General features: G+C 63.2%; 26 protein-coding genes. 15 read left to right on the top strand and 11 right to left on the bottom strand.

Features of this window, described 5'->3' with window-relative positions; all coding sequences use genetic code 11:
• Positions 1 to 18: 18 nt before the first annotated feature.
• Positions 19 to 609 (top strand): J domain-containing protein, encoded by a 591-nt coding sequence (locus tag ACQ66J_RS11580; RefSeq protein WP_430431754.1) that lies wholly within the window; start codon positions 19 to 21, stop codon positions 607 to 609.
• A 61-nt stretch (positions 610 to 670) separates the two neighbouring features.
• Positions 671 to 1,759 (top strand): chorismate synthase, encoded by a 1,089-nt coding sequence (gene aroC, locus ACQ66J_RS11575; protein WP_430431753.1) that lies wholly within the window; start codon positions 671 to 673, stop codon positions 1,757 to 1,759.
• Between the two features lie 450 nt (positions 1,760 to 2,209).
• Here the strand turns inward: aroC and ACQ66J_RS11570 are convergent, their stop codons facing one another.
• Positions 2,210 to 3,481 carry a class I SAM-dependent RNA methyltransferase gene (locus ACQ66J_RS11570; protein WP_430431752.1) on the bottom strand — a complete coding sequence of 424 codons (1,272 nt, stop codon included), beginning with the start codon at positions 3,479 to 3,481 and terminating at the stop codon, positions 2,210 to 2,212.
• A 164-nt stretch (positions 3,482 to 3,645) separates the two neighbouring features.
• Between ACQ66J_RS11570 and ACQ66J_RS11565 the strand changes: the two genes are divergently transcribed.
• Together ACQ66J_RS11565 and ACQ66J_RS11560 are read left to right on the top strand one after the other, a co-directional pair.
• On the top strand, positions 3,646 to 4,842 hold the full coding sequence (locus ACQ66J_RS11565; protein ID WP_430431751.1) for a hypothetical protein: 1,197 nt from the start codon (positions 3,646 to 3,648) through the stop codon (positions 4,840 to 4,842).
• A gap of 286 nt (positions 4,843 to 5,128) precedes the next feature.
• Positions 5,129 to 5,941 carry a hypothetical protein gene (locus tag ACQ66J_RS11560; RefSeq protein ID WP_430431750.1) on the top strand — a complete coding sequence of 271 codons (813 nt, stop codon included), beginning with the start codon at positions 5,129 to 5,131 and terminating at the stop codon, positions 5,939 to 5,941.
• Here the strand turns inward: ACQ66J_RS11560 and ACQ66J_RS11555 are convergent.
• Positions 5,935 to 6,672: a TlyA family RNA methyltransferase gene (locus ACQ66J_RS11555; RefSeq protein ID WP_430431749.1), complete on the bottom strand. Its 738-nt coding sequence runs from the start codon at positions 6,670 to 6,672 to the stop codon at positions 5,935 to 5,937. The genes ACQ66J_RS11560 and ACQ66J_RS11555 overlap by 7 nt on opposite strands.
• A 101-nt stretch (positions 6,673 to 6,773) precedes the next feature.
• Between ACQ66J_RS11555 and ACQ66J_RS11550 the strand changes: the two genes are divergently transcribed.
• On the top strand, positions 6,774 to 7,361 hold the full coding sequence (locus tag ACQ66J_RS11550; protein WP_430431748.1) for a TetR/AcrR family transcriptional regulator: 588 nt from the start codon (positions 6,774 to 6,776) through the stop codon (positions 7,359 to 7,361).
• 60 nt (positions 7,362 to 7,421) lie between these two features.
• Positions 7,422 to 8,810, top strand: coding sequence for a S41 family peptidase (locus ACQ66J_RS11545; RefSeq protein ID WP_430431747.1), 1,389 nt, complete (start codon positions 7,422 to 7,424; stop codon positions 8,808 to 8,810).
• On the opposite strand, the gene dxs is transcribed toward ACQ66J_RS11545, so the two are convergent.
• The 8 genes from dxs to ACQ66J_RS11505 form a co-directional block, all read right to left on the bottom strand.
• Entirely contained in the window at positions 8,807 to 10,714 is a 1,908-nt protein-coding gene (gene dxs, locus ACQ66J_RS11540; RefSeq protein ID WP_430431746.1) for a 1-deoxy-D-xylulose-5-phosphate synthase, read from the bottom strand. The genes ACQ66J_RS11545 and dxs overlap by 4 nt on opposite strands.
• 36 nt (positions 10,715 to 10,750) lie before the next feature.
• The gene (locus ACQ66J_RS11535) at positions 10,751 to 11,641 is read right to left on the bottom strand and encodes a polyprenyl synthetase family protein (protein ID WP_430431745.1); all 891 of its coding nucleotides are present in this window, start codon (positions 11,639 to 11,641) and stop codon (positions 10,751 to 10,753) included.
• On the bottom strand, positions 11,638 to 11,994 hold the full coding sequence (locus ACQ66J_RS11530) for a tRNA-binding protein (RefSeq protein WP_430431744.1): 357 nt from the start codon (positions 11,992 to 11,994) through the stop codon (positions 11,638 to 11,640). Before ACQ66J_RS11530 ends, ACQ66J_RS11535 begins: the two co-directional genes overlap by 4 nt.
• Before the next feature lie 4 nt (positions 11,995 to 11,998).
• Positions 11,999 to 12,247, bottom strand: coding sequence for an exodeoxyribonuclease VII small subunit (locus ACQ66J_RS11525; RefSeq protein ID WP_375549628.1), 249 nt, complete (start codon positions 12,245 to 12,247; stop codon positions 11,999 to 12,001).
• A 75-nt stretch (positions 12,248 to 12,322) separates the two neighbouring features.
• Positions 12,323 to 12,910: a histidine phosphatase family protein gene (locus tag ACQ66J_RS11520; RefSeq protein WP_430431743.1), complete on the bottom strand. Its 588-nt coding sequence runs from the start codon at positions 12,908 to 12,910 to the stop codon at positions 12,323 to 12,325.
• Between the two features lie 313 nt (positions 12,911 to 13,223).
• Positions 13,224 to 14,096 carry an SDR family oxidoreductase gene (locus ACQ66J_RS11515; protein ID WP_430431742.1) on the bottom strand — a complete coding sequence of 291 codons (873 nt, stop codon included), beginning with the start codon at positions 14,094 to 14,096 and terminating at the stop codon, positions 13,224 to 13,226.
• A gap of 92 nt (positions 14,097 to 14,188) precedes the next feature.
• A complete protein-coding gene (lepB, locus tag ACQ66J_RS11510) occupies positions 14,189 to 14,944 on the bottom strand; it encodes a signal peptidase I (protein WP_430431741.1) in 756 nt (251 codons plus the stop codon).
• Positions 14,941 to 15,294, bottom strand: a complete 354-nt coding sequence (locus tag ACQ66J_RS11505) for a YbjQ family protein (RefSeq protein ID WP_022701742.1) — start codon at positions 15,292 to 15,294, stop codon at positions 14,941 to 14,943. The genes lepB and ACQ66J_RS11505 overlap by 4 nt, the downstream gene beginning before the upstream one ends.
• A gap of 217 nt (positions 15,295 to 15,511) precedes the next feature.
• Between ACQ66J_RS11505 and ACQ66J_RS11500 the strand changes: the two genes are divergently transcribed.
• Complete coding sequence (locus tag ACQ66J_RS11500) at positions 15,512 to 15,889, top strand: DUF4870 family protein (RefSeq protein ID WP_430431740.1); 378 nt, start codon at positions 15,512 to 15,514, stop codon at positions 15,887 to 15,889.
• Between the two features lie 3 nt (positions 15,890 to 15,892).
• On the opposite strand, the gene ACQ66J_RS11495 is transcribed toward ACQ66J_RS11500, so the two are convergent.
• A complete protein-coding gene (locus ACQ66J_RS11495; protein WP_430431739.1) occupies positions 15,893 to 17,677 on the bottom strand; it encodes an acyl-CoA dehydrogenase in 1,785 nt (594 codons plus the stop codon).
• Positions 17,678 to 17,821: 144 nt separating this feature from the next.
• On the opposite strand from ACQ66J_RS11495, the gene ACQ66J_RS11490 reads away from it, so the two are divergent.
• From ACQ66J_RS11490 to ACQ66J_RS11455, 8 genes are all read left to right on the top strand, one after another.
• Entirely contained in the window at positions 17,822 to 18,436 is a 615-nt protein-coding gene (locus ACQ66J_RS11490) for a YceI family protein (protein WP_375549634.1), read from the top strand.
• A gap of 3 nt (positions 18,437 to 18,439) precedes the next feature.
• Positions 18,440 to 19,045 (top strand): cytochrome b, encoded by a 606-nt coding sequence (locus ACQ66J_RS11485; RefSeq protein ID WP_375549635.1) that lies wholly within the window; start codon positions 18,440 to 18,442, stop codon positions 19,043 to 19,045.
• Between the two features lie 106 nt (positions 19,046 to 19,151).
• On the top strand, positions 19,152 to 19,703 hold the full coding sequence (locus ACQ66J_RS11480; protein ID WP_430431738.1) for a YceI family protein: 552 nt from the start codon (positions 19,152 to 19,154) through the stop codon (positions 19,701 to 19,703).
• 40 nt (positions 19,704 to 19,743) lie between these two features.
• Positions 19,744 to 20,727 carry an L-threonylcarbamoyladenylate synthase gene (locus ACQ66J_RS11475; RefSeq protein ID WP_430431737.1) on the top strand — a complete coding sequence of 328 codons (984 nt, stop codon included), beginning with the start codon at positions 19,744 to 19,746 and terminating at the stop codon, positions 20,725 to 20,727.
• Positions 20,728 to 20,776: 49 nt separating this feature from the next.
• Positions 20,777 to 21,100: a GrlR family regulatory protein gene (locus ACQ66J_RS11470; RefSeq protein ID WP_107711242.1), complete on the top strand. Its 324-nt coding sequence runs from the start codon at positions 20,777 to 20,779 to the stop codon at positions 21,098 to 21,100.
• Positions 21,101 to 21,159: 59 nt separating this feature from the next.
• On the top strand, positions 21,160 to 22,560 hold the full coding sequence (locus tag ACQ66J_RS11465) for an FAD-binding oxidoreductase (RefSeq protein ID WP_430431736.1): 1,401 nt from the start codon (positions 21,160 to 21,162) through the stop codon (positions 22,558 to 22,560).
• 82 nt (positions 22,561 to 22,642) lie between these two features.
• Positions 22,643 to 23,422: a peroxide stress protein YaaA gene (gene yaaA / locus ACQ66J_RS11460; RefSeq protein WP_430431735.1), complete on the top strand. Its 780-nt coding sequence runs from the start codon at positions 22,643 to 22,645 to the stop codon at positions 23,420 to 23,422.
• A gap of 106 nt (positions 23,423 to 23,528) precedes the next feature.
• Positions 23,529 to 24,329 carry a 3-hydroxybutyrate dehydrogenase gene (locus ACQ66J_RS11455; RefSeq protein ID WP_375549640.1) on the top strand — a complete coding sequence of 267 codons (801 nt, stop codon included), beginning with the start codon at positions 23,529 to 23,531 and terminating at the stop codon, positions 24,327 to 24,329.
• Positions 24,330 to 24,331: the final 2 nt, after the last annotated feature.

Genomic DNA, 24,331 nt, shown 5'->3' with positions numbered 1-24,331 from the left:
CCGTGTAATATGATGATTATGAGTGAACCGCATGAAGCGATAGTCAAGGCGTACAAGGTTTTCGGCCTTGATGGCGACGAGGATTTCTCCGTCGTCCGTGACCGCTTTCGCGCGCTGATCAAGGATGTTCACCCTGATACGGCCGAGGGCGGCGATCCCCAGACCGTCGCCAAGCTCCAGCGCATGCTGAAGGCCTATGAGGTGCTGCGCCGCTTTGCGCCGCGCCGTCATGACATCACCATTACGCCTGAAGAAGCGCGCAAAGGCGGCATTCGCACCATCAAGATCCATGACCGCGAAGCGATGATCCGCATTCCGGTCGCGGTGAAGAATGGTACGGTCGTGGTGCCGATCGGTGACCCGCTCTGGCGCGTTCACATCAAGGTTCAGGACGTGATGGTCAACGCCGACCTCAACCAGCAAGGCGAAGCCGAACTCAAGCGCCTGGCGGCGATGAAGAAAAAGTTCGACGATACCAAGGTCGAGGATGCTCAGGCCGATGCGGACGCACACACCAATCTTCTGAAAGCGTTCTGCGATCGCTTCGTCAAAGCCTCACCCGCCGCCCGTTTCGCCAAATGGGTCCGCGGCGGCAGCAACGCCGCGTGACGCCAGCTTAAAGCGCGCCTAGAGTGCTGCGCTTGTAACGGTTTCTGCCTGGCGTCTATCCATGTCTCACAATTCCTTCGGTCATCTGTTCCGCTTCACCAGCTGGGGCGAAAGCCACGGCCTCGCGCTTGGCTGCGTCATTGACGGCTGCCCCGCCGGAATCACGCTGACGGAACGCGATATCCAGCCTTGGCTGGACCTTCGAAAGCCCGGCACCTCGCGTCATGTGACCCAGCGGCGCGAAGCCGATGAAGTGAAGATCCTGTCGGGCGTGTTTGAGGATGAGCGCACGGAGGGTCAGGTCACCACCGGCGCGCCGATCTCGCTGATGATCGAGAACACCGACCAGCGCTCGAAGGATTATTCCGACATTCGCGATACATGGCGGCCCGGCCACGCCGATTTCACCTATGACGCCAAATATGGCGTGCGCGATTATCGCGGCGGCGGGCGCTCCTCAGCACGCGAAACCGCCGCCCGCGTCGCCGCCGGCGCGGTGGCGCGCAAGGTGCTGGGCGATGACATCACCATTCGCGCCGCCCTGGTCCAGATCGGAGAGCGCAAGATCGACCGATCGCGCTGGGACTGGGATCAGGTGCGCGAAAACGATTTCTTCTGCCCGGACGCTGAAACCGCCAAACTCTGGGAATCCGATATGGACCAGATCCGCAAGGACGGCAGCTCGGTCGGCGCGCTGATTGAAGTGGTGTGCTCAAACGTGCCCGCCGGCTGGGGCGCACCCGTCTATGGCAAGCTCGATGCGGACATGGCCAGCGCGATGATGTCGATCAACGCCGCCAAAGCCGTCGAAATTGGATCCGGGCTCGAAGCCGCCGCCATGCGCGGCGAAGACGCGGCGGATCAGATGCGCCAGGGCCCCGACGGTCAGCCGGAATTTCTGAGCAATAATAATGGCGGAGTTCTGGGCGGCATCTCCACCGGTCAGGATGTGGTGGTGCGCGTGGCGATCAAGCCCACCTCCTCGATCCGGATTCCGCGCCAGACGCTCAACAAGGACCTTCAGGAAACCGAAGTCGTCACAAAGGGCCGCCACGACCCGTGCGTCGGCATTCGCGGCGTGCCCGTGGCCGAAGCCATGGCCGCTCTTGTGCTTGCCGATCACAAGCTGCGCGCGGCGGCGTATGGGTAGGGCTTAGAGCACCTTCTTCCCCCCCCCCTCTTCCCCGGCGTAGGCGGGGACCCAGAGGTCATCAAGCGCTACGCATCCGGCTCTGGGTCCCCGCCTACGCGGGGAAAGAGAAGAGAGTGCTCAAACCTTTCTCCTCTCATCCCCCGCTTCATGCGGGGGATCCATTCCGGTTGATCTGATCATCGGTTACGGCATGGGTTCGCCGGATAAACCGTCGAATGACAAAGAGTTAGCGAAATAACCCATGGTCATCCCGGACGCAAAGCGATCCGGGATCCACCGGACACACTCTGTTCTGATCACAGAAACGAAACGGGTAGATCCCGGCTCAAGGCCGGGATGACGGTATGGTTCAAAGTGAAGGAAGGGCCTCCGGATCAAGTCCGAAGGCCGAGAGGCTAGAGCTCAACATCTCGGTCCTCGGGCTTGACCCGGGGACCCAGATTGCCCCTACCGCCTTCTAAACACCGCAACCGACTCCACATGGCCGGTCCATTTGAACTGATCCACCGGGGTGACGGGGCCCATCCGGTAGCCGCCTTCGATCAGGATCGCCGCATCGCGCGCGAAGGTTGAGGGGTTGCAGCTGATCGAGACGATCACGGGCACCTGACTGTCTGACAGGCGCTCGGCCTGGGCTTTGGCGCCCGCACGCGGCGGATCCATCACCACCAGCGAAAAGCCTTCCAGCTCTTTGGGGGTGATCGGCTCCAGCGCCAGATCGCGCACCCGCGCGTCCACGGGTTTCAGCCCTGGCGTGCGCTGGGCGGCGCGTTGCAGGGCGCGCAGCAATCCACTGTCCCCCTCAACCGCCAGCACCGGCATCGTCCGCGCCAGACGCAAGGCGAAGGCGCCGGCGCCCGCAAACAGATCCGCCGCCTTGAACGGGCCTTTGCCCTCAAGGCTTTTGACCGCTTCATCGACCAATCCCGCCAGGATCGCCTCGCCCTCGGCCGTGGCTTGCAAGAAGCCGCCGGCAGATGGGGTGACTTTTGTATCGCCGAACTTGATGACCGGGGCCGCGAACTCGATCAGCGGATCATCGCCAATGGTGACGCGGGTCCAGTTATACTGGCCCGCCAGCTCTGCACCCGCTTCGCGCAGCGCCAGGCTGATGTCTTTGACGCCATGCACCGAAATGTCGAGACCGGGCTGGCAATCAAGCGCGTGAATATCGATGCGGCCCTTTTTGGGCGTCGCCACATCCGCCAGCTTGCGCAAGCCGGGGATCGAGGCGCGCAGCGCCGGCGTCGCCACCGGACAGTCCGTGATGTCAGCGATCTTGTCGCCCGCACGTTCGGCGAACCCCACCACCAGCTTGGCGCCGAACCGTTGCGCATGCAGCGTCAGACGGCGTCGCCCTTCGCCATGCGCATCCACCAGCGTGCGCACCTCGGCCTGAACATCGGCTTTATGGAGCGCGTCCACCACAAGATGGCGTTTCCAGCTGCGATAGGCGCTCTCCTCAAAATGCTGCAAGGAGCACCCGCCGCAGCGTTCGGCCACCGGACAGAAGGGCTCGACCCGGTCCGGGCTGTGCGTCAGGCGTTCGAGCACACGGCCGCGCTGGCCCTGCACCTCCACCTTCGCCGCCTCGCCCGGTAGCAATCCGGGGGTGAAGACGGGGCCGTCCATGACGGCGTCTCCGCGCGCGCCGAGGCTCTCCGCGATCAGGGTTTCAACGTGGACGGGTTTGGGGGCGGTGGTGCGACGTCTGTTCATAACCCAGCCAATGCCGGGCGCAGGCTGCGCGGTCAAGCGCGCAGAGCAAGACAGACGCTGACGACTTTTCTGACAACCCTGTTCATGTCCCGCTCAGCTTGGGTTTTTTAAGGTTTGTTTACAGATCGGGGAAACCCGCCGCCGCACAGGAAAGGGCCCAGCTCATGCGCCTGAAAACCCTCGCCGCTTCATGCCTGTTGTCGACCGCCATCGTGGCGCCGGGCCTGCTTCTCGCGCCCTCCGCCTATGCCGCGGACGCCGTTGTCACCAGTTTTGAGCAAGAACGCCAGGAACGCCGAGAGGCGCGCCAGGAACGCCGCCGCGAAGCACGCGGTGATCAACAACGTGAGCGCCGCCGTGAAGGCCGCGGTGATCGGGGTGAGCGCCGCGAAGGCGCCCGCGGAGGGCGCGGCGGCAATCGCGAAGAAGGCCGTCAGGAACGCCGTCGCGAGGCGCGTGGCGACCGAGGCGAGCGCCGGGAGGGTCGTCGGGACGCGCGCCGCGAGGATCGACGCGAAGACCGGCGCGACGCGCGCCGTGAGAACCGTCGTGACGACCGCCGGGACGCCCGGCGCGAAGATCGCCGAGAGGGTCGCCGCGAGGCGCGGCGTGAAGACCGACGTGAGGTTCGCCGCGAAGTCCGGCGCGAGATCCGCCAGGACGCTCGCCGTGACGCCCGTCGCGAATACCGCCGGGATGTGCGCCGCGAGGCGCGCCGGGAGTATCGCCGGGATGTGCGCCGCGAGGCGCGCCGGGAGTATCGCCGGGACGTGCGCCGCGATGCGCGTCGTGATTATCGGCGCGACCAGCGCCGGTATTACAATCATGACCGCCGCGGCCACCACCGCTACAATCCGCCGCCGCGCCGGGTCGTGCACTATTCGGTCAATCACCGCCCGTCCTATGGCCGCAACTGGCGCTATCATGACCGCTATCGTCATTATAACAGCCACCAATTCTATTATACCGACCAGTTCTGCCGCACCGACGGCGACGCCCTGATCGCGGGCGCCCTGATCGGCGCGCTGTTCGGCGGCGCGCTGGGCGACGGCGATGGCGGCGCCTATCTGGCGGGCGGTCTGATCGGAGCGGGACTTGGCGCATCGCTGAATGATTGCGACCGCGGCCAGTATCGCTATGGCCTGCATTCCGCCTTCGTCACCGACCAGCCCTATTACTGGGCCAACCCGTATTCAGGCGTGCGCGGCGTGGTTCGCGCCGGCGATTACCATAGCTGGGGCCCACGTCAGTGCCGCTGGGGGGATGCGGAAATCTTCCTGCCCAATGGACAGATTTCATACGACCGCGTCCGTATGTGCCAGGACAGCTATGGCCGGTGGGAGGTGGCGCGCCGCCAGTAACCACACCTCTGATTTCGTGTTCAGGCGCACACTCTCTCGCGCCTGAACGCTGTTCCGACCGGTCGCTCTAACCGGGGCGGGACGCCTGGATCCTGTGGGGACGGGATCCGGGGACAGGAACGGGCCCGCCATGGCTTTATGGCGGGCCCGTTTTGTCATCCAGAGCCTGTTTTTCCCTTTAGAGACAATAAACCATGCCCGTTCATCTAGCGCTCATGGCGGAGCGTGTAGGGTGCTGGCAACGTAACAAACCGGCGCTGCGGCGTCTGAGCTGGAGGGTTTCCTCATGATCCGTTCGCGTTTTGCAGTCTCCGCCCTGACGGGCGCCGCCCTGCTTCTGCCGCTGGCCGCTACCGGCGCCCAGGCGCAGACCTATCGCAACAATTCAGCCGCCTCGGCCCCGCAAAGCTATGAGGCCTGCGTGGCGTCCCAGCGCAACCGCCAGGTGGCGGGCGCGGTGATCGGCGGCGTTCTGGGCGCGGTGATCGGCGCTGAAGTGCATGATGACCGCCAGGACCGGGACCGCGAGCGCAATTATCGCGGCCGCGATCGCCATCGCGACTATTACGGGCGCGGCCATCGTCGCGGCGACCGCTTTGACCGCCGTCATGGACGCGGCTACAAGGAAGAGGGCAATGACGGCGCAGTTCTGGCTGGCGCTGGTCTGGGCGCCCTCGCCGGCGCCGCCATCTCCGGCCGCGGCAATGGGTGCGAACATCTACGCAACGCCGGTTATGGCGGCTATGGTCAAGGCGGTTACGCCTATCCTGATCAAGGCTACCAGAATGGCGGCTATCAGGGCGGTGGTTACGATCAGGGCTATGACCAGCGCACCTATTCCAGCTCATCCGCGTCGCAAGGCGAACTTCTGGGCGGACAAAGCTATGGCTATGACGAGCCGGCCCAGCCCTATCTCGATCAGCCCTATCAGCCGCAATCCCAGCCCGCCCCTCAGGCGCGCAGCTATACCGCCAGCTCCGGCGCTCAACCCAACGCCCAATCGGGCGGCGCCTGCCGGAATATGAGCTCAAGCAATGGTTCGGTGACCTGGATGTGCCAGGGCGCGGACGGCGTCTGGCGCCCGGCTTCGACCTACTGATCCAAGCCGGTCTTATGACCGTATAAAAGGTATTCGCAGTTCCCGTCCCCTCCCCGGATCGGACTGCCAGTCTCCCGCTCGACCGGGACACTCGCCCGCGCCAAAAAGGCGCGGGCGTTTTCTTTGGCGCGATCCACAGCCGTCTCATCCTTCACGACGCCGCCCTTGCCCACATGCTTGGGGCCGACCTCGAACTGGGGCTTGAACAACGCGATCAGCTCCGCACCTGGCGCCGCCAACTCCAGCGCACGGGCGAGCACTTTCTCAAGACTGATGAAGCTGGCGTCACACACCACAAGGCCGGGCGCAACGCCGCCAATCTGATCAAGCGTCAGGGTGCGCGCGTCCGTCGCCTCAAGGCTCAGCACGCGGGGATCGCTTTTCAGCGCCGCATCCAGCTGGTCGCGCCCCACATCCACGGCGATCACTTGGGCCGCGCCGCGCTCGAGCAAAACCTGGGTGAACCCGCCCGTGCTGGCGCCCACATCCAGACAGATACGGCCTGCCGGATCAACGCCGAACACATCCAGCCCTTCCACCAGCTTCAGCGCTGCCCGGCTGACATAGGGGTGCGCGGCCTCGGCCTGCACCTGGGCGCCCTCAGGCACGGTCTGGGAGGCTTTGCGCAGGGCGTCGCCATTGACGATCACCTTGCCCGCCGCAATCGCGGCCTGCGCCTTGGCGCGGGTGTCGAAATAGCCGTGCTCGACCAGAAATTTGTCTGCGCGCATGAAACCCTCATGATCAGGCGGCTGGTTGTATCCAAGTGCGACGCAAAACCCAAATCAACAGGCTGGGTGACCGCAGTCATGATTTGCGGCATATCTGCGCCATGACCGGATTACGAGACACAAAGAAAGCCAAGGTGCGTCAGGCGCTCTATGAGGCCGCTCTGACCCAGTTCCGCACGGCAGGCTATGAAGACGCGTCTGTCGCCGCCATCTGCAAGGCGGCGGGCGTGGCCAAGGGCACTTTCTTCAACCACTTCCCTACCAAGGCGCATGTACTGGCCGCCTGGTATGATGACGCGATGCAGACCGCTGAGCTGCAATCCAGCGCAGGCGCGGACCGGCCGCTCCTGGAACGCTTACTAACCATGGCGGAAAACGCCATCTCGCTCGCGCGGTCCGAACCCGTTCTCTGGCGCGCCAAACATGCCTACGCCCCGCAATCAGACGATATCCAGCGCACCGAACGCGACGCGGATCTTCGCGTGCTGGATCAGGCGACCGCTTGGGTTAAAGCCGCACAGAACCGTCAGGAGATCAGATCTGACATCGAGGCCAAGGCGCTGTCAGCCTTGTATATCGCTGCGGTGACAGGCGTGATCCGGCAATGGCTGAGCACGGGCGAAAGCTTTGATCTTCACCAGGCGCTCAAGGACCGCATCCGCACCTTGATCTTGCTGGCGTCCGTCTGATCGCTTGACAAAGGACGCTCGCCATCCCAAAAACTGACCACGGTCACCTTTAGGGCTCCCATGATGTTTCTTTTGATCAGTCTTGCTGTCGCGCTTCTGAGCAGCGCCCAGAGCGCTCAACCCATCTTCGCAGAAGACGGAGCGCTCGATGACCGCGCGGAAGGGGTCTGGTACAGCCTGGAAAAGGGCTGGATCCTCGACATCAGTGAGAGCGGGATCACGCGCTGGCAGGACACGCCTGCAGGCTGTTACGCCAGCCCGGCGCCCGATGAGAGCACGCCGATGATGGGCCAGGTGGAATACCGCCTCTTCCGCCCATCGCGTGACGGCCAATCCATCCGCCTCAATTACCTGCCGGGCGACGCCTCGGCTTCTTTCGAGCGGTTGGACGCCCTGCCTCCATCTTGCGGCTCGGAAGAGCTGACCTCGGAAACTGCGGTCTTTGACGTTTTCGCGAGCGTGATGAGGCGGCATTACAGCTTCTTTGATGCGCGCGGCGTGGACTGGGATGCACAAATCGCGGCGGCTCATCCTCATGTGCAGGACGGCATGGGCGAAGCGGCTCTGTGGGAGGTGCTGGCGGGCCTTCTGGACCCGCTGGGCGATTCCCACACCAAGCTGATCGGGATGGTGGACGGTGAACCGCGCCGCGCTCAGGCAGGCCTTGGGACCACCCTGCCGATGATCCGCGAGAGTATTGGGGAAGGCGCCTGGCTGAATGGTCTTGTCGATCAGCTTTTCAACGAAGTGCTCGACCCCGGCGCCGAGCTGATTGCGGGCCGGGTGATCGTCGGTGAGATCACGCCCGAAAGCGGCGCCCCGGTCGGCTACATCCAGATCTTCACCATGGGCGGCTTCACCACTGACCACATGCCCGGCAGCATCGAATGGTCACAAGCCGAGCTCGCCGCGCTGTCTGATATTCTTGATGACGCTCTCACCCGATTTTCCGGCCATCAGGCGATCATTCTGGACCTGTCCAATAATCGCGGCGGCTATGACGCCGTGACCCGCGCCATTGCGGCGCGCTTCACGGATCACGCGTTTCTGGGCTATCGCGTACGCGTTCCAGGCGCGTCCGAAGCGACAGAAGACTATGAGATCACGCCCCATGACGGCGTGCGCTATTCAGGCCCGGTCTATGTGATGACAAGCGATGTGACCGTGTCGGGCGGTGAGATCACCACGATGATGCTGCGTCAGCTGTCCAATGTCATTCAGGTCGGCGGGACCACGCGCGGCGCGTTCAGCACCCCGCTCGCCAAACCCTTGCCCAATGGCTGGTATCTGGAGCTGTCCAACGAAGTCTTCGAAGACGGCTCAGGCGCCGTGTTTGAAGGCCGCGGCATTCCGCCCGCCATGATGGTCGACATGTATCCCGAAGCCGCGCCCGTCGCAGGCCATAGAGCCGCGATCGAGCATGTGGTCGGGTTGATCGAGGGCGGTTAGGCCAGCGCCGCCGCCGCTTCGGCCTGACGGCCCAGCGCATCGAGCACTTTTGCGGTGATGTGCTTGGCGTTCAGCCCCGCCGTTTCGTACATGGCGTACGGGCTGTCCTGGTCCTGGAACACGTCGGGCAAGGTCATGGTACGGATTTTCACGCCGGCGTCGAGCGCGCCGTCTTCGGCGAGGAAATGCAGCACGAAGGCGCCGAAACCGCCCACAGCGCCCTCTTCAATGGTGATCAGCACTTCGTGCTCGCGCACGAGGCTGCGGATCAGATCATGATCGAGCGGTTTGGCGAAGCGGGCGTCCGCCACGGTGGGCGAGAGGCCATAGGCGGCGAGTTCCTCGGCGCTTTTAAGCACTTCCCCGAGGCGCGCGCCGAAGGACAAGATGGCGACGCCAGAGCCTTCGCGCACAATGCGGCCCTTGCCGATCTCAAGCGGGATTAGCTCGTTGGGGATTTCAACGCCCAGACCCTCGCCGCGCGGATAGCGGAAGGCGCTCGGCCGGTCGTCGATTTCATTGGCGGTGGCGACCATGCGCGCCAGCTCGGCTTCATCAGCCGCGGCCATCACCACCATGCCCGGCAGGGCGCCCATATAGCCCACATCAAACGCGCCGGCATGGGTGGCGCCGTCCGCGCCCACAAGGCCTGCCCGGTCAATGGCGAAGCGCACGGGCAGCGACTGGATCGCCACATCATGGACCACCTGGTCATAGCCGCGCTGCAGGAAGGTGGAATAGATCGCGGCGTAGGGCTTCATGCCTTCAGCCGCGAGACCGGCGGCGAAGGTCACCGCATGCTGTTCTGCGATGCCGACGTCAAACGCCCGGTCAGGGAAGCGCGCGGCGAATTTGTCGACGCCCGTCCCGCCCGGCATGGCGCCGGTGACGGCGCAAATCTTGTCGTCGGATTCGGCCAGCTGGATCAGCGCATTGGCGAAGACGCCGGTATAGCTGGGCGATGCCGCCTTTTTCTTCTGCTGCTCGCCGGTGACCACATTGAACTTGGCGACGCCGTGATATTTGTCGTCGGCGGCCTCGGCGGGGGCGTAGCCCTTGCCTTTCTGGGTCACCGCATGGATCAGGATGGGGCCTTCACCCGCATCGCGCACATTGCGCAGCACGGCGACCAACTGATCCATGTCATGACCGTCGATCGGGCCCACATAGCGAAAGCCCATTTCCTCAAACAGGGTGCCGCCCATGGCCATGCCGCGCAGATATTCCTCGGCCCGGCGCGCATGCTCCTTCACGCCCAGCGCTTCAGCGACGCCTTTGCCCAGCTTGCGGATGGAGTTGTAGCTTTTCGAGCTGACCTGGCGCGCGAAATAATGGCTCATCGCGCCCACGGGCGGAGCGATGGACATGTCATTATCGTTGAGGATGACGATGAGGTCTTTTTTCATATCCCCGGCGTTGTTCATGGCCTCATAGGCCATACCCGCAGACATGGAGCCGTCGCCGATCACCGCGACGACCTTGCGACCCTCCTCATGCTTGAGGTCACGGCCCACGGCGAAGCCCAGACCCGCCGAGATCGAGGTCGAAGCGTGCGCGGCGCCGAACGGGTCGTAGTCGCTTTCAGAGCGCTTGGTGAAGCCCGACAGGCCGCCGCCCTGACGCAAGGTGCGGATGCGGTCGCGGCGACCGGTCAGGATTTTGTGCGGATAGCATTGATGGCCCACATCCCAGATCAGGATGTCGCTGGGCGTATCAAACACATGATGCAAGGCGACCGTCATCTCGACCACGCCAAGCCCCGCGCCCAGATGCCCGCCCGTCACAGACACCGCATCAATCGTCTCAGCCCGCAATTCGTCCGCCACGGCCTTGAGAAAGTCGAGATTGCGGTTCTTCAGATCATCGGGAGAGGCGATCTGGTCCAGATGCGGAGTGTCAGGCATGCGCCGTGTCCTTATTGTCTTCTTCTAATCTAGGCGTCAGGACTGCCGGGCCAACACATAATCCATCAGCTCACGCAGCATATCGGCGTCCTTGCCGAACGGATCGAGATGGGCCTTGGCCTGATCGGCCAGCCGCGCCGCCCGGTCCCGGGCGTCCGCGACGCCCAGTATGGAGACGAAATTGGCTTTTCCTTGACCAGCATCCTTGCCGGTGCGTTTGCCGGTCAGGCTTTCATCCCCTTCCGCGTCCAGAAGGTCGTCGACGATCTGGTAACATAATCCCAGGTCATGCGCGAAGCCTTCTAGCGCAAGCCGGTGCGCGCGGTCGGCATGAGCGATCAGCCCGCCCGCCTCCGCGCAAAAGCTGATCAAGGCGCCGGTCTTCATGCGCTGGCACCGGGTGATGATCCCGATATCGGTCTCCTCGCCCGCCTCCACCGCCATGTCGATCATCTGACCGCCCACCATGCCGCGCGGCCCGGCGGCCTTCGCCAGCCGCATCACCAGCTCGGCGCGCACTGCAGCATGCTCATGGGTTTCGGGATCGGCCAGCAGCTCATAGGCCTGGCTTTGCAAGGCGTCCCCCGCCAACACGGCGGTCGCTTCGTCATATTCACGATGCACCGTGGGACGGCCCCGGCGCAGATCATCATCATCCATGCACGGCAGATCATCATGGATCAGCGAATAGGCGTGCACGCATTCCACCGCGCAGGCCGCGCGCAGCAAGGCGCGCTCATCCCCGCCCACGAGATTGCCCGCCTCGATCAGCAAAAAGGGCCGCAAGCGCTTGCCCGGCCCCAAGGCCGCATAGCGCATAGCCGAGATGACGCGTTGTTCCGGCCCGTCCGGACGCTCCAGCAGCGCATCAAGCGCCACGGTCACGCGATCAGCCGTTTCGGTGAGATGGTCGAGAAATGCGCTCATGACACCCGCGCCCCGTTCGGCGCGTCGCCGTCTGCGTTCAGAAGCAGGATCGCGCCGTCCGCATCCGTCACCCCCAGCACCAGCACTTCAGAGCGGACCGGGCCGATCTGACGCGGCGGGAAGTTCACCACCCCCAGCACCCGGCGGCCCACCAGCGTCTCTGGCGTGTAATGATCAGTGATCTGGGCGGAGCTTTTACGCTCGCCGACCTCAGGACCGAAATCGACCCACAGCTTGATCGCGGGCTTGCGCGCTTCAGGAAACGGCTCGGCGCGCACGATCGTGCCCAGGCGGATATCCGTCCTGAAAAAGTCCTCGGGCGCGGTTTCGGGCTGGGCGGGGCCTGCGCTCATAAGATCAGCCCAGATCCGCCGGCTCGGCGGAGATCGCGCCGTCGGCGTCCACCACGATCTTCTCGACCTTGAGCTGGGCCTCTTTCAGACGCGCTTCGCAATGCGCTTTCAGCGCGGCGCCGCGTTCATACATGGCGATGGACTTTTCCAGCTCCACCTCGCCGCGCTCAAGCTGAGCCACAATGGTCTCGAGCTCTTTGAGCGCGGTTTCAAAGCTCATCCGGGCGATTTCGGCGGTGGGGGCGTCAGTCATCGCTATTGCCTTCTCAAAGGGGAGGTCACGCCCCCACAATCGCGAAAGATCGCGCCGGATCAAGCCGCCAATGCGCTAGCGTTTCAGCTCATAGCGGCGCCAGGACCAGTAACCGTCCCCGCCATCGCGCACGCAGGTCCAGCCCTGACGCTTGAGTTCAGGGCGCAGCATGCGGTTAAACCAGCCATGCGCGAACAGCGCGACCGCGCCGTCCTGAGAGGCGTCTACCAGCTTTTCCGCCGCCGCCGCCGCACGCACTTCGGCTTGCGGGCGGCTTTCCCCGTCAGCAGAGAAGCCCAGCCACCAAGAACAGCGCGCATACACGCCCCAGGTCCGCGCCTGCAGCTTCAGCGGCAAGGCGGGCGGCGGCAAGGGCGCTTCCACAAACAGGGCGTCATGCTCGATCGGGCGGTCGCCCACAGCCGCACGCGCCGTCTCGATGGCGCGGGGCAATGTTGAGGAGTAAAGCGTTTTCGCCAGCGCCGCCTGTTCAACAAGGCCTTCAGGCGCGCTTTGACCCGGTTTCAATCCGGCGCGGTCATAGGCCGCCCACCAGTCCACATAGCCGCGCCAGTCCATGCGCGCCCGACGGTCAGCGTCTGGCTCGCCATGTCTCGCGATGATGATGGGGCCCGGCTTGGCTGGGCTGTCGGCTTTGGTCATGAACGGTCTTGAGCGATCTTGATGAAAACGCGCCGTCATCCCTGCCTCGCCCAGGCATGGTGACGTCAGCTTCACGCCCCCCGTCGTGCGAGCGTCAGCCCCCATGAGTCAAGCGTGAGGGGAGTGGTACCCGCCCTCCCCCACAGAGACAAGCCGGGAAGACGCGTGTGTGTGCTAACAGGCCGCTGCGCCTGTAAAAGACAACACCTTGTTCAACTGGAAGCTCAAATCCATCTCGGCGACACAGACCCTGAGCCGGATATGATTCGGCCCCTCGGCGCCCCGGCGATGGTGATCGCCGGGGCTTTTTTGCCTAATGGCTGGGGTCGATGCTCATGATCTTGACGCCTTCAGGGGCTTTCGGCTCTTCGGGCACGAAGAAGTCCGGCAGCAGCTCCTGAGACGGGTCGACGGCGAACTGATCAAGATCGGTGACGCCTTCGCTGACCAGGAAACTGTCATCGATCAGGAAATTACCCGTGAACTCGGGGGCCGGCTTGGTGAGCACGCGATAGGCGGTCTCGGCCAGGATGTCGGGCTTGCGGCAATTTTTGAACGCCTCTTCGCCCGCCAGGACATTGGCGATGGCGGCGGTGGCGACGGCGGTGCGCGGCCAGATGGCGTTCGCGGCGATCTTGCCTTTGAACTCGCCCGCCCAACCCAGAATGCACAAGCTCATGCCGTATTTCGCCGAAGTATAGGCCACATGCGGCGCGAACCATTGCTCACGCATGTCGAGCGGCGGCGACAAAGCCAGAATGTGCGGGTTCTCGGATTTTTGCAAGTAAGGCAAGCATTTCTGGGTGACCAGGAAGGTGCCTCGCGCATTGACCTGATGCATCAGGTCCCAGCGCTTGATCGGCGTGTCCTTGGTGGGCATCGGGAAAATGGCCGAGGCGTTGTTGACCACGATGTCGATGCCGCCAAACGTCTCGACCGTCTTGGCGACGGCGGCGTCCACGCTCGCTTCGTCGCGGATGTCGCACACCAGCGGCAACGCCTTGCCGCCCGCTTTCTCTACCGCTTCTGCGGCGGTGTAGATGGTGCCCGCCAATTTGGGATGGGGTTGGTCGGTTTTGGCGGCGATGACGATGTTGGCGCCGTCGCGTGCGCAGCGCTCAGCAATGGCCTGGCCAATGCCGCGGCTAGCGCCGGTGATGAAAAGGGTCTTTCCCTTCAAGCTCATATGAATTCTCCCGCTCCTGGATGAAGCGGGAGAATAACAGTGTTATGCTTGTAAGAACAGGCCTTAAACTTCAGCGCTGCGCAGCGGTCCGCCTAGATCGGGCGCCAGACACGCCAGCCCGGACAGGTCATGCCGTCTTCGCGGCGGCACGAAGCGAAGGTGAACAGCACGGTCCAAGCCCGGCCGACCACCAGATCGCGATGCACATAACCGATCCCGCGCGAGGCGCGGCTGTCGAGCGAGGCGTCACGATTGTCGCCCATCAAGAAGAGATGGTTCTCCGGCACGTTAAACGGACCCACATTATCAAGCGCGGCGGAATCGGACCGCTCATAGATCTCGTGGACATCGCCGCCCGGCAGTGTCTCGATATAGACAGCGGCCTCGACCGTATCGCCTTCACGGTCGCGGTATTGAACCACGCCTTCAGGATCGCGCGGCACCAGCTCGTCATTGATGTAAAGGCGTCCCGCTCGCATCTCGATCCGGTCTCCCGGAAGCCCGATGACGCGTTTGATCAGATTGATGTCCTGTGCGGGATCACGGACCACGACCACATCGCCGCGCTTGGGAGTCGAGCCGAGCACCCGGCCCGACCAGCTGTCCGGCAGCAGATAGCCCAAGCCCAGCGGCAAGGAATGGCGTGAATACCCGTACGCAAATTTCGACACCAGAACACGATCGCCCACCTGGATGGCGGGCTGCATGCTTTCTGACGGAATGTGGAACGCGGCGAACACGAACGTGACCAACACGAACCAGACCGCGACAACGCCCCCTAGAAAGCGGATCGTCTCCCCCACTTCCGTAACCGCCTTGCCGCCGAAACGGCGCACTTTTTCATTCATTTCAGCTTTACCGCCGTTCCGTAGGCGAGCACTTCCGCCGTGCCTTCCATGACCGCTGCGGTGGAAAAACGGAAGGTGACGACCGCATCCGCTCCCATCTCTTCGGCATGGCTGACCAACCGGCCCAGCGCTTGTTCCCGCGCCTCGGCCATCAGCTTGGTGTACTCGCTGACTTCGCCCCCAACCAGATTGCGTAATCCGGCCACAAAATCACGTCCAAAAAAACGTGCGCGAACCACGCTGCCGCGCGCAATCCCGATGACGGCTTCGACTTCATGGCCGGGAATATCATCGGCCATGGTCACAAGCACGGGGGCGCGCGTCGCGGGATGTTCAGGGGTGTTGCTCATGGAAAGCCCTTCAAAACAAACCTGTTAACCCAGCAAATTGCTCGCACCACAATCACACAGAGAAAGTTAAAGATTAACTCGCACCGATCAGTTCACAATGCTTATTGGCGCCTGACAAGGCAGTGGGTGACACGCTCTTCACTTGACGCGACAGGAGCGTCTGAGCTGAGCTATATAGGTCACAGCATGACCAGCATACAGTTTGCGGAGAACAGACATGGCCCCCACCGACACCCCGGATGACGCTCCGACCAGCGCGCGCGATCAGAACGGGGACCGCATTCTGGCGGTGATCAACTATGCTCTGCTGCTCGTGGGGATCAGCAATGGCCTGACCGTGCTGATCGCCGCCATCCTCGCCTATGTGCGAAAGGATAACGCCGATCCGCTGGTGCAAAACCACTTCCAGTTTCAGATCCGGACCTTCTGGTACTGGCTGGCCATGGTGATCGTGGGCGCGCTGACCTGGATCTTCCTGATCGGCATCCTGATCCTTCTGATCGCTAATATCTGGCTGGCCATCCGGTCGGTGGTGGGGCTGATCCGTCTGGTGGACGGCCGCCCGCACTCTGACCCGACCGGGTTCTGGATCTAGCGCCTAGGCGCTCGCCAGAACCGCCTCGCCCGGCGCGAACACCGGGTCATAGCCCAGCTTGATTTCGCCCAGAAGGCCCGCCGCACCTGTCAGCGCGGTCTGGGCAAAGATGTTGGCGATGGCGATGCGCGCCTGCGCATAGCTCTCCTCGCCATCGTCTTCCTTAAGCTTGCGCTGGGCCGCGACGGCGCCCACGCAGAGCAGCCAGCCGCCGGTGACGTCGCCCGCCAGTTTAAGATAGGCGGTGGCGCCGGCGAGACGGTCGGCGTCGCTGGCGTCCAGCATCCATTTGGTGGCGTCTTCCAGCGCGTCGCAGGCCGGTTTCAGCGCATCGGCCAGGATCGGCAATTCCGGATTCGAACTGGTGATGCAGTCTTCGATGGTCTGACGCACATCCTCGATCAGCTCACCCATGGCGGTCCCGCCATCGCGCGCCAGCTTGCGGCCCACAAGGTCGATCGCCTGAATGCCGTTGGTGCCTTCATAGATCGGGGCGATGCGCGAATCGCGCAGATGCTGGGCGGCGCCGGTTTCTTCAATGAAACCCATGCCGCCATGCACCTGAACGCCCATGGAGGCGACATCCACGCCCATATCGGTGCACCAGGCCTTGGCGATCGGGATCATCAGGTCTTCACGGCGCTTGGACCAGGCCTTCTCGTCGGCGTCGTCCATATGCTCGCCCAGATCCGCCTCGACCGCGGCGTGATAGCAAATGGCCCGACCGGCCTCGATTTTCGCCTTCATCACCGCCAGCGTGCGGCGTATATCGGGATGATGGATGATCTCGTGCGGGCCGTGATCATCCATATTGATCGCGCGGCCCTGCTTACGGTCCTGAGCATAGGCGAGCGCTTGCTGATAGGCGCGCTCGGCGATGCCGACGCCCTGCACCCCAACATTCAGGCGCGCCGAGTTCATCATGATGAACATCGCCGCCATGCCCTTGAACTCATCGCCCAAGAGCCAGCCTTTGGCGCCGTCATATTCCATGGTGCAGGTGGGCGAGCCGTGAATGCCCATCTTGTGCTCAAGCCCGATGGCCTGAAGCGTGTTGCGCTCGCCGGGTTCGCCGTTCGCATCGGGGAGGAATTTCGGCACGATGAAGAGCGAGATGCCCTTGGTGCCCGCCGCCCCGTCCGGCGTGCGCGCCAGGACCAGATGGATGATGTTGTCGGCGCAGTCGTGCTCGCCCCAAGTGATGTAGATCTTCTGACCCGAAATCGCCCAGGAGCCGTCGCCATTCGGCTCGGCCTTGGTGCGCAGCGCGCCCACATCCGAGCCCGCGCCCGGCTCGGTCAAATTCATCGTGGCGGTCCACTCGCCCGACATGATCTTTGCGAGATACAGATCGCGTTGTTCGTCAGTACCCACGGCGATCAGGGATTCAATCGCGCCAAACGACAGCATCGGCCCCAGGCCAAACGCCATGTTGGACGATTGCAGCATCTCCATCAGCGCACAGCCCAGCGCCTTGGGCAGGCCCATGCCGCCCATATCGGTTGGGAATTGCAGGCCCTGCCAGCCGCCTTCCACATATTGTGCATAGGCGTCCTTGAAACCATCGGGCGTGGTCACGACGCCGTCTTTCAGGCTGCAACCTTGCTGATCGCCCGCCCAGTTGAGCGGCGCCAGCACGTCATTGGCGAGCTTGGCCGCCTCGTCCAGAATGGCCGGCGTCAGGTCGGAGGAAAACTCAGGGAACACTCCCGTCGCCTTCACACTGTCCAACGCAGCAATTTCTTCCAGGGCGAAGCGGATATCGCGAACCGGGGCGCGGTAGCTCATGGTGACACTTCCCTTCCAGCAGGATCATTTGGTCCGAACATAGCGCGTTTGCTGCAAAGCGGGAGTCGCCCATATGGGATTTGATCAGAGCGCTCGCATCACGCGCCTTTCCAGCCTAGTCTGACAGGCAGAGGAGACTCGTCCATGACAGTGCTGCGCTCGCTCACCCTTGTGCTGATCGCCACCCTGCTCAGCGCCTGCGTCTCAGCCCCTACGCTGGAGCCGGCGCGTCTGCCGCCCGGCGAGTGGCGACTGGATCCCGCCCACGCCAGCGCGCTCTGGCGCATCCGGCATATGGGCCTGTCTTGGTATACGGGGCGCTTTGACGCCATCGATGCACAGCTCAACTTTGACGCCGCCCGCCCGGAAGACGCCCAGCTGACCGCTATTATCGAGTCGGCCTCGATCTCCACTGGCGACCCTGAGTTTGACCAGACCCTGTGCCGCGCCAGCTGGTTTGACTGCGCCGCCCATCCGCAGATCGTCTTTCGCTCCGAGGACATAGAAGTGACCGGCCCGGATACCGGCCTCATTCACGGCCAGCTGACCGTGAAAGGCGTCACCCGTCCCGCCGTTCTGGAAACACAGTTTTACGGCGGCGTGTTCAACCCCCTCGAAGCCCGTCAGGCCTTGGGATTTGGCGCGGACATGACAATTAACCGCACTGAATTTGGGGTCGGACGGCTTCCCGGAAATCTGATCGGCGATACAGTGGTGATCCGTATCGAAGCGGAATTCCTTCGCGACCGAGGAGACTAAGCCATGTCCGCCGCCACCACGTCCCAACGCTATACGATTGTCGCCATCATCCTGCACTGGCTGATCGCGGCCATGCTGGTGTCCATGGTGTTTGTGGGCTGGTGGATGGAGGATTTGCGCCACGCCCTGCTTGAGGGCACGGGATCGCTGACGCTGACCCAGGCGGTCTATAACTGGCACAAGACGGCGGGTCTGATCATTCTCCTGCTGTCGCTGGCGCGGCTGGCCTGGCGCTTGACCCATACAGCGCCGCCTTTGCCCGAAGGCATGAAACCCTGGGAACGCTTCGCCGCGCAATTCACCCATATCGCTTTTTACGGCGTCATGATCGGCGCCCCGATCATGGGCTGGATCACGGCGTCAGCCTCAAGCTTCCCCTCAAAGCTGTTTAATCTGGACGGCTTCCTGCTGCCTCATCTGCCGGTGCCGCAAACCGAAAGCTTTGCCTCGCTGGCCGGGTCGGTCCACGGCGCAGCGGGCTGGGTGATCCTGATCTTGCTGGCGCTGCATGCCGGCGCCGCGCTCAAGCACCACATCCTGGACCGGGACGGCGTTCTGACCCGCATGATCCCGGGGCTGAACATTCCGCCGCAAACCGGTCGCGACTGACCCTTTCCAGTTTGGAAGCGGAGCTGTGCCTCGTCGCCGACTTGTGGCGCGGTCGGATCAACGTATCTGTAGGGGCCTGAAGTTGATCGCGCCCAGGAGCATCGCCATGCGCCCGTTTCTCGCCCTCGCCCCGCTCGCCTTGCTGATGAGCGCCCCCGCCTTGGCCCAGACTGACGCTTGGGTGGTGGATTACGACGCCAGCACGGTCGGCCTGCAAACTGAGGTCTTCGGAACCACGATCCAGGGCGATTTCCCGCAATTCACCGCGGATATTCGCCTGGACCCCGAAGACCTGTCCGACGCCCGCATCGAAGCGGTCGTACAAGCAGGCTCCGGTCAGCTTGATACGCCGGACCGCCAGTCCGACATGGAAGGCGTGGCCGGTCTGAACCCGTCTGAGCACCCCGAGATGCGCTTTGTGTCTGAAACCATCAGCCGAGAAGGCGACACGTATACAGCGCTTGGCACCCTCACCATCAAGGGCGTCTCCCAAGAGCAAGCGCTCACCTTTACCCTCGACATTACTGACGGTCGCGGCGTCGCCGATGGCGGCTTCACGCTCGCGCGCAGTGATTTTGACGTCGGGGCGGGTGATTGGGGCGCAGCCGCCGCGCAGATTGACGTGCGGGTGCATATCGTGGCTGTGCGCGCCGACTAGTGCGATTGCGCCGCCTCCTGACGAACGCTACCTAACCGTCATGACACGCCCCAGCCCGCCCCCTGAAACTCCAATCCTGCCGGCTGACGACCCAGACGCGCTGGATCAGGCCGTCGGGATACTGAAGGCGGGGGGCTGCGTGGCGGTCCCGACCGAGACCGTTTACGGGCTGGCGTGCGACGCCACAAATCCGCAAGCGGTGGCGGGCGTCTACGAGGCCAAGGGGCGTCCCAGCTTCAACCCCTTGATCTGTCATGTGGATACGCTTGAGCGCGCCGGCAGCCTCATTCAACTCGAGGATCTGGGCCTGGCGCTGGCGGCGCAGTTCTGGCCTGGACCGCTGACGCTGGTCGGCCCCAAGCGCACGCCGTCTCCGGTGAGCGATCTGGCGGCGGCGGGTCTGGACTCTCTGGCCGTGCGAGTACCACGCTCAGACACGTTGCGCACTCTGGTTCAGCGACTTGACGCGCCGCTGGCCGCGCCCAGCGCCAATGCGTCGGGCGCGATCAGCCCCACCAAAGCCGAACATGTGAAAGACAGCCTGAACGGGCGCATCCATCTGATCCTGGACGGTGGCGCCTGCCCGGTGGGTGTGGAGAGCACGATCGTCTCCGTGCTGGATCAGACTCACCCCGAGATTTTACGCCCGGGCGGAGTGGCCAGAGACGCTCTGGAAGCGGTGAGCGGCGTGATGCGGCGCCCAGCGCAAACGAATCACAGCGCCCCGACAGCGCCGGGTCAGCTGACCTCTCACTACGCGCCAAGCGCGAGTGTGCGCCTGAACGCAACCCAACCGGAAGCCGGTGAGGCCTATTTGGGGTTTGGCGCGCAACCCAAAAGAGAAGACATTGTATTTTTTGATCTTTCCCCAAGCGGTGACCTAGTCGAAGCGGCCGCGAACCTGTTTACTGGCTTGCGCTGGCTGGACAGAGTCAGCGATCGCATCGCCGTCGCCCCGATCCCGGAAACCGGATTGGGCGAGGCGATAAACGACCGCCTCAGACGCGCAGCTGCAGAGCGTTAGAACAACTGCTCAAGGTTGTGTTCAGACTCTGGATGATAAGACGCAAGCTATGCAAAACGGTCTCTATATCGCCTCATTTCGCACCCCGCTTGATGACGCCAAGGGCATCATCATCGTCCAGGACAGCCGCGTTCTGGGCGGAGATTCGGGAATGTATTACGTCGGCAGCGTCTCCGGTCCTGAAAGCGAGCTTCAGGTGAAGATGGTGGTCACAAATCACGACCCCTCCCGTCTTTCGGTCTTTGGTGAGTTTGATAAATTCGCCCTGACCCTGACCGGAAAACGCGAAGGCGACGCCTATGTCTTCCAGGGCCGGGCCGACGCTGCGCCCTCCATGCGCTTTGAAGCGGTGCTGGAAAAAGCCGCCGATTAACCGCTGCAGGCGTCTTTGGGCTCTTGTTCTATCCAATGCGGCGGTTGCACACTGCCGTTATGAGCACAAAGACCCTGACCGCCCTGAAAGCTGCACTCGATCCCAAAGCGTGGAGCGAGGATCCTGATGAACTCGCCCCCCATGTGCGCGACTGGCGCGGGCGGTATCAAGGCGCGTCACCGCTTCTACTCAAACCCTCCACCACCCAAGAGGTGAGCCGCATCCTGTCGATGTGCAACGAGGCGGGCGTGGCGGTGCTTCCACAAAGCGGCAATACGGGACTGGTCGGCGGGTCGACGCCCCAGGGCGAAGTGGTGCTGTCCTTGAAGCGCATGAACGCCATACGCGCCATCGACGCGGACAATGACTCGCTCACCTGCGAGGCGGGCGCGATCCTGGAAAGCGTGCAAGGCGCCGCGAAAGACGCCGGCAAACTGTTCCCGCTCTCGCTGGGCGCGCAAGGCTCGGCGATGATCGGCGGGCTGATCTCCACAAACGCCGGCGGCGTGCATGTGCTGCGCTATGGCATGATGCGCGAGCTAGTGCTGGGCCTTGAAGCCGTGCTGCCCGATGGCCGCGTCCTGTCTGACCTGTCGGGCCTGCGCAAAGACAATACCGGGTACGATCTCAAACAGCTCTTCATTGGCGCAGAGGGCACGCTGGGCGTGGTCACCGCCGCCACATTGAAACTGTTCGCGCGCCCCGCCTCGACCGCCGTCGCCATCGCCGCCGTGGACAGCCCCGCACAAGCGGTCGAACTGCTGGGCCATATGAAAGACGCCACCGGCTCGGTCGCAGCCTTCGAGCTGATGCCGAAAATCGGTCTTGACCTCGCCGTGCATCATTTGCCCGGCGCGCGCCATCCGCTGGACTCAGATCCCGCCTGGACGGTGTTGATCGAACTGATCAGCCCCGAAATCGACCGCGCCCAGACCCTGATGGAAAGCGCGCTCGAAAGCGCCTTTGAAAAGGGTCTCGTCTCGGACGCCGCCCTGGCGCAGACCGAAGCGCAGATGGCCGAATTCTGGGCGCTGCGCGAAGGCATTCCCGAAGCGGAGAAAGCCCATGGCAAGGCCGCCAAGCATGATGTCTCGGTGCCCGTCTCGCGCATGCCCGCCTTTATGGAAGAGGCGACCGCCAAGGCCGAAGCCATGCTGGACGACGCCCTGATCATCGCCTTCGGCCATGTGGGCGACGGCAATGTGCACTTCAACGTGGCGCGCAAAACGCCGGGCTCGGGCGATGATTTCGTCGCCGCCTGCGCCCCGGTCACAGACGCGATCTATGACCTGGTGGACAAGCATGGCGGCTCGATTAGCGCCGAGCATGGCGTCGGCGTGCTCAAACGCGCTGAGCTGGCGCGGCGCAAACCCGTCGAAGTGGCCGTGATGCGCGCGATCAAGCAAACCCTCGACCCCAACGCCATCATGAATCCGCGGGTGATGCTGGATATAGACTGAGCCTATAGATCCGGCTGGTGAAATTTATTGGCGCCGCAAGGGTCCCGCCCCTATCTCTGCCTCATAATCGACGGAGACGCCCATGCTGATTCTGCTTTCGCCCGCCAAGAAGCTCGACTTTACAAAGCGTGGTCACGCCCCGACCGCAACGCGCCCGGCCCTGATGGAGCGGACGACAGAGCTGTCCAAGACCACGGCGAAACTCTCGGCATCTGAGATCAAATCCCTGATGCATCTCAGCGATGATCTGGCCGATCTCAACCGTGAACGCTTCAAGGCGTTTGATCCTGAGAGTACGGACGGCCGTCCGGCTGCGATGGCGTTTAACGGTGAAGTCTATACCGGTCTGGATGCGCCCTCCCTGTCCGCGGAAGACCTGCAATGGGCGCAGCAACGCCTGCGCATCCTGTCGGGCCTTTACGGCGCCTTGCGCCCGCTCGATACGATCCAGCCCTATCGTCTGGAAATGGGCACGCGCCTGAAAACGCCCAAGGGCGGCAATCTCTATGATTTTTGGGGCGAGGATATCGCCGATCTGCTCAAATCCGATCTGGAAGGCCATCCATCTCAAACCGTGATCAATCTGGCGTCCAACGAGTATTCCAAGGCGGCGAAGCTGAAATCCCTAGGCGTCCCGGTGATCAGCGTCGATTTCAAGGAAGAAAAAGACGGCCAGCTGCGCGCCCTGATGGTCTACGCCAAGAAAGCCCGCGGCCTGATGGCGCGCTGGATCATCGAAAACCGAATCGAAGACCCCAAAAAACTGCCCGAATTCAGCGTGGACGGCTATCGCTTTGACGCGAACGGCTCGACGGAGTCGACCTTGCTGTTCACGCGCCCGCAGCCGCCGAAAAAAAGCTGAGGCAAAGCACGGGCGAGCCTGATATCAGGAGCTTTGCAGACTTGACGCGGGTGCGAAATTCATCACCTGTTGAAGCGCTAGAGTATTGCCTGTTCGGAGACCTTGCATGAGCTCGATCCGCCTAGACCTGTCCGGTCATGTCGCCGTCATCACCGGCTCCACATCCGGCATCGGTCTGCACATGGCCGAAGGGTTGGCGGCGAACGGCGCCGATATCGTGCTCAACGGTCTGGGCGATGCGGACGTCATCGAGACAGAGCGCCAGCGCATCGCCGAAACCCATGGCGTCAAAGTGCTCTATCACGGCGCCAACATGCTCAAGCCCGACGAGATCGCGGATCTGATCGGCTTTACAGCGCGTGAATTGGGTCGGCTTGATATTCTGGTCAATTGCGCCGGCATCCAGCATGTGGCGCCAATCGAGGACTTCCCCACCGACAAATGGGACGCCATCATCGGCATCAACCTCACCAGCGCCTTTCACACGATGAAGCACGCCGTGCCGATCATGCGCAAACAGGGACGGGGCCGCATCGTCAACATCGCCTCCGCCCATGCCCTGCGCGCCAGCCCGTTCAAGGCGGCCTATGTGTCAGCCAAGCACGGCCTGATGGGATTGACCAAGACCGTGGCGCTGGAAACAGCGGAAGACGGCGTCACCGTCAACTGCATCAATCCTGGCTATGTGAAGACGCCGCTGGTGGAGAACCAGATCGCCGACACCGCCAAAGCGCGCGGCATCTCCGAAGACGAGGTGGTGCGCGATGTCATGCTGTCCGCCCAGCCCACCAAGAAATTCGTCACCTATTCAGAGCTGGTTGGCGCGCTTCTCTACCTTGTCAGTGATGACGGAGCGAATGTGAACGGTAACGCCATCACCATTGATGGCGGCTGGACGGCGAAATAGCG

Source organism: Oceanicaulis sp. (assembly GCF_965284345.1).
GTDB lineage: Bacteria > Pseudomonadota > Alphaproteobacteria > Caulobacterales > Maricaulaceae > Oceanicaulis > Oceanicaulis alexandrii_A.
This window is presented reverse-complemented; position numbering and strand designations above follow the sequence as displayed.

Coding starts and splice junctions, on each gene's coding strand:
- ACQ66J_RS11580 (WP_430431754.1), top strand. CDS start 19: ATGAGTGAACCGCATGAAGCGATAGTCAAGGCGTACAAGGTTTTCGGC.
- aroC (WP_430431753.1), top strand. CDS start 671: ATGTCTCACAATTCCTTCGGTCATCTGTTCCGCTTCACCAGCTGGGGC.
- ACQ66J_RS11570 (WP_430431752.1), bottom strand. CDS start 3,481: ATGAACAGACGTCGCACCACCGCCCCCAAACCCGTCCACGTTGAAACC.
- ACQ66J_RS11565 (WP_430431751.1), top strand. CDS start 3,646: ATGCGCCTGAAAACCCTCGCCGCTTCATGCCTGTTGTCGACCGCCATC.
- ACQ66J_RS11560 (WP_430431750.1), top strand. CDS start 5,129: ATGATCCGTTCGCGTTTTGCAGTCTCCGCCCTGACGGGCGCCGCCCTG.
- ACQ66J_RS11555 (WP_430431749.1), bottom strand. CDS start 6,672: ATGCGCGCAGACAAATTTCTGGTCGAGCACGGCTATTTCGACACCCGC.
- ACQ66J_RS11550 (WP_430431748.1), top strand. CDS start 6,774: ATGACCGGATTACGAGACACAAAGAAAGCCAAGGTGCGTCAGGCGCTC.
- ACQ66J_RS11545 (WP_430431747.1), top strand. CDS start 7,422: ATGATGTTTCTTTTGATCAGTCTTGCTGTCGCGCTTCTGAGCAGCGCC.
- dxs (WP_430431746.1), bottom strand. CDS start 10,714: ATGCCTGACACTCCGCATCTGGACCAGATCGCCTCTCCCGATGATCTG.
- ACQ66J_RS11535 (WP_430431745.1), bottom strand. CDS start 11,641: ATGAGCGCATTTCTCGACCATCTCACCGAAACGGCTGATCGCGTGACC.
- ACQ66J_RS11530 (WP_430431744.1), bottom strand. CDS start 11,994: ATGAGCGCAGGCCCCGCCCAGCCCGAAACCGCGCCCGAGGACTTTTTC.
- ACQ66J_RS11525 (WP_375549628.1), bottom strand. CDS start 12,247: ATGACTGACGCCCCCACCGCCGAAATCGCCCGGATGAGCTTTGAAACC.
- ACQ66J_RS11520 (WP_430431743.1), bottom strand. CDS start 12,910: ATGACCAAAGCCGACAGCCCAGCCAAGCCGGGCCCCATCATCATCGCG.
- ACQ66J_RS11515 (WP_430431742.1), bottom strand. CDS start 14,096: ATGAGCTTGAAGGGAAAGACCCTTTTCATCACCGGCGCTAGCCGCGGC.
- lepB (WP_430431741.1), bottom strand. CDS start 14,944: ATGAATGAAAAAGTGCGCCGTTTCGGCGGCAAGGCGGTTACGGAAGTG.
- ACQ66J_RS11505 (WP_022701742.1), bottom strand. CDS start 15,294: ATGAGCAACACCCCTGAACATCCCGCGACGCGCGCCCCCGTGCTTGTG.
- ACQ66J_RS11500 (WP_430431740.1), top strand. CDS start 15,512: ATGGCCCCCACCGACACCCCGGATGACGCTCCGACCAGCGCGCGCGAT.
- ACQ66J_RS11495 (WP_430431739.1), bottom strand. CDS start 17,677: ATGAGCTACCGCGCCCCGGTTCGCGATATCCGCTTCGCCCTGGAAGAA.
- ACQ66J_RS11490 (WP_375549634.1), top strand. CDS start 17,822: ATGACAGTGCTGCGCTCGCTCACCCTTGTGCTGATCGCCACCCTGCTC.
- ACQ66J_RS11485 (WP_375549635.1), top strand. CDS start 18,440: ATGTCCGCCGCCACCACGTCCCAACGCTATACGATTGTCGCCATCATC.
- ACQ66J_RS11480 (WP_430431738.1), top strand. CDS start 19,152: ATGCGCCCGTTTCTCGCCCTCGCCCCGCTCGCCTTGCTGATGAGCGCC.
- ACQ66J_RS11475 (WP_430431737.1), top strand. CDS start 19,744: ATGACACGCCCCAGCCCGCCCCCTGAAACTCCAATCCTGCCGGCTGAC.
- ACQ66J_RS11470 (WP_107711242.1), top strand. CDS start 20,777: ATGCAAAACGGTCTCTATATCGCCTCATTTCGCACCCCGCTTGATGAC.
- ACQ66J_RS11465 (WP_430431736.1), top strand. CDS start 21,160: ATGAGCACAAAGACCCTGACCGCCCTGAAAGCTGCACTCGATCCCAAA.
- yaaA (WP_430431735.1), top strand. CDS start 22,643: ATGCTGATTCTGCTTTCGCCCGCCAAGAAGCTCGACTTTACAAAGCGT.
- ACQ66J_RS11455 (WP_375549640.1), top strand. CDS start 23,529: ATGAGCTCGATCCGCCTAGACCTGTCCGGTCATGTCGCCGTCATCACC.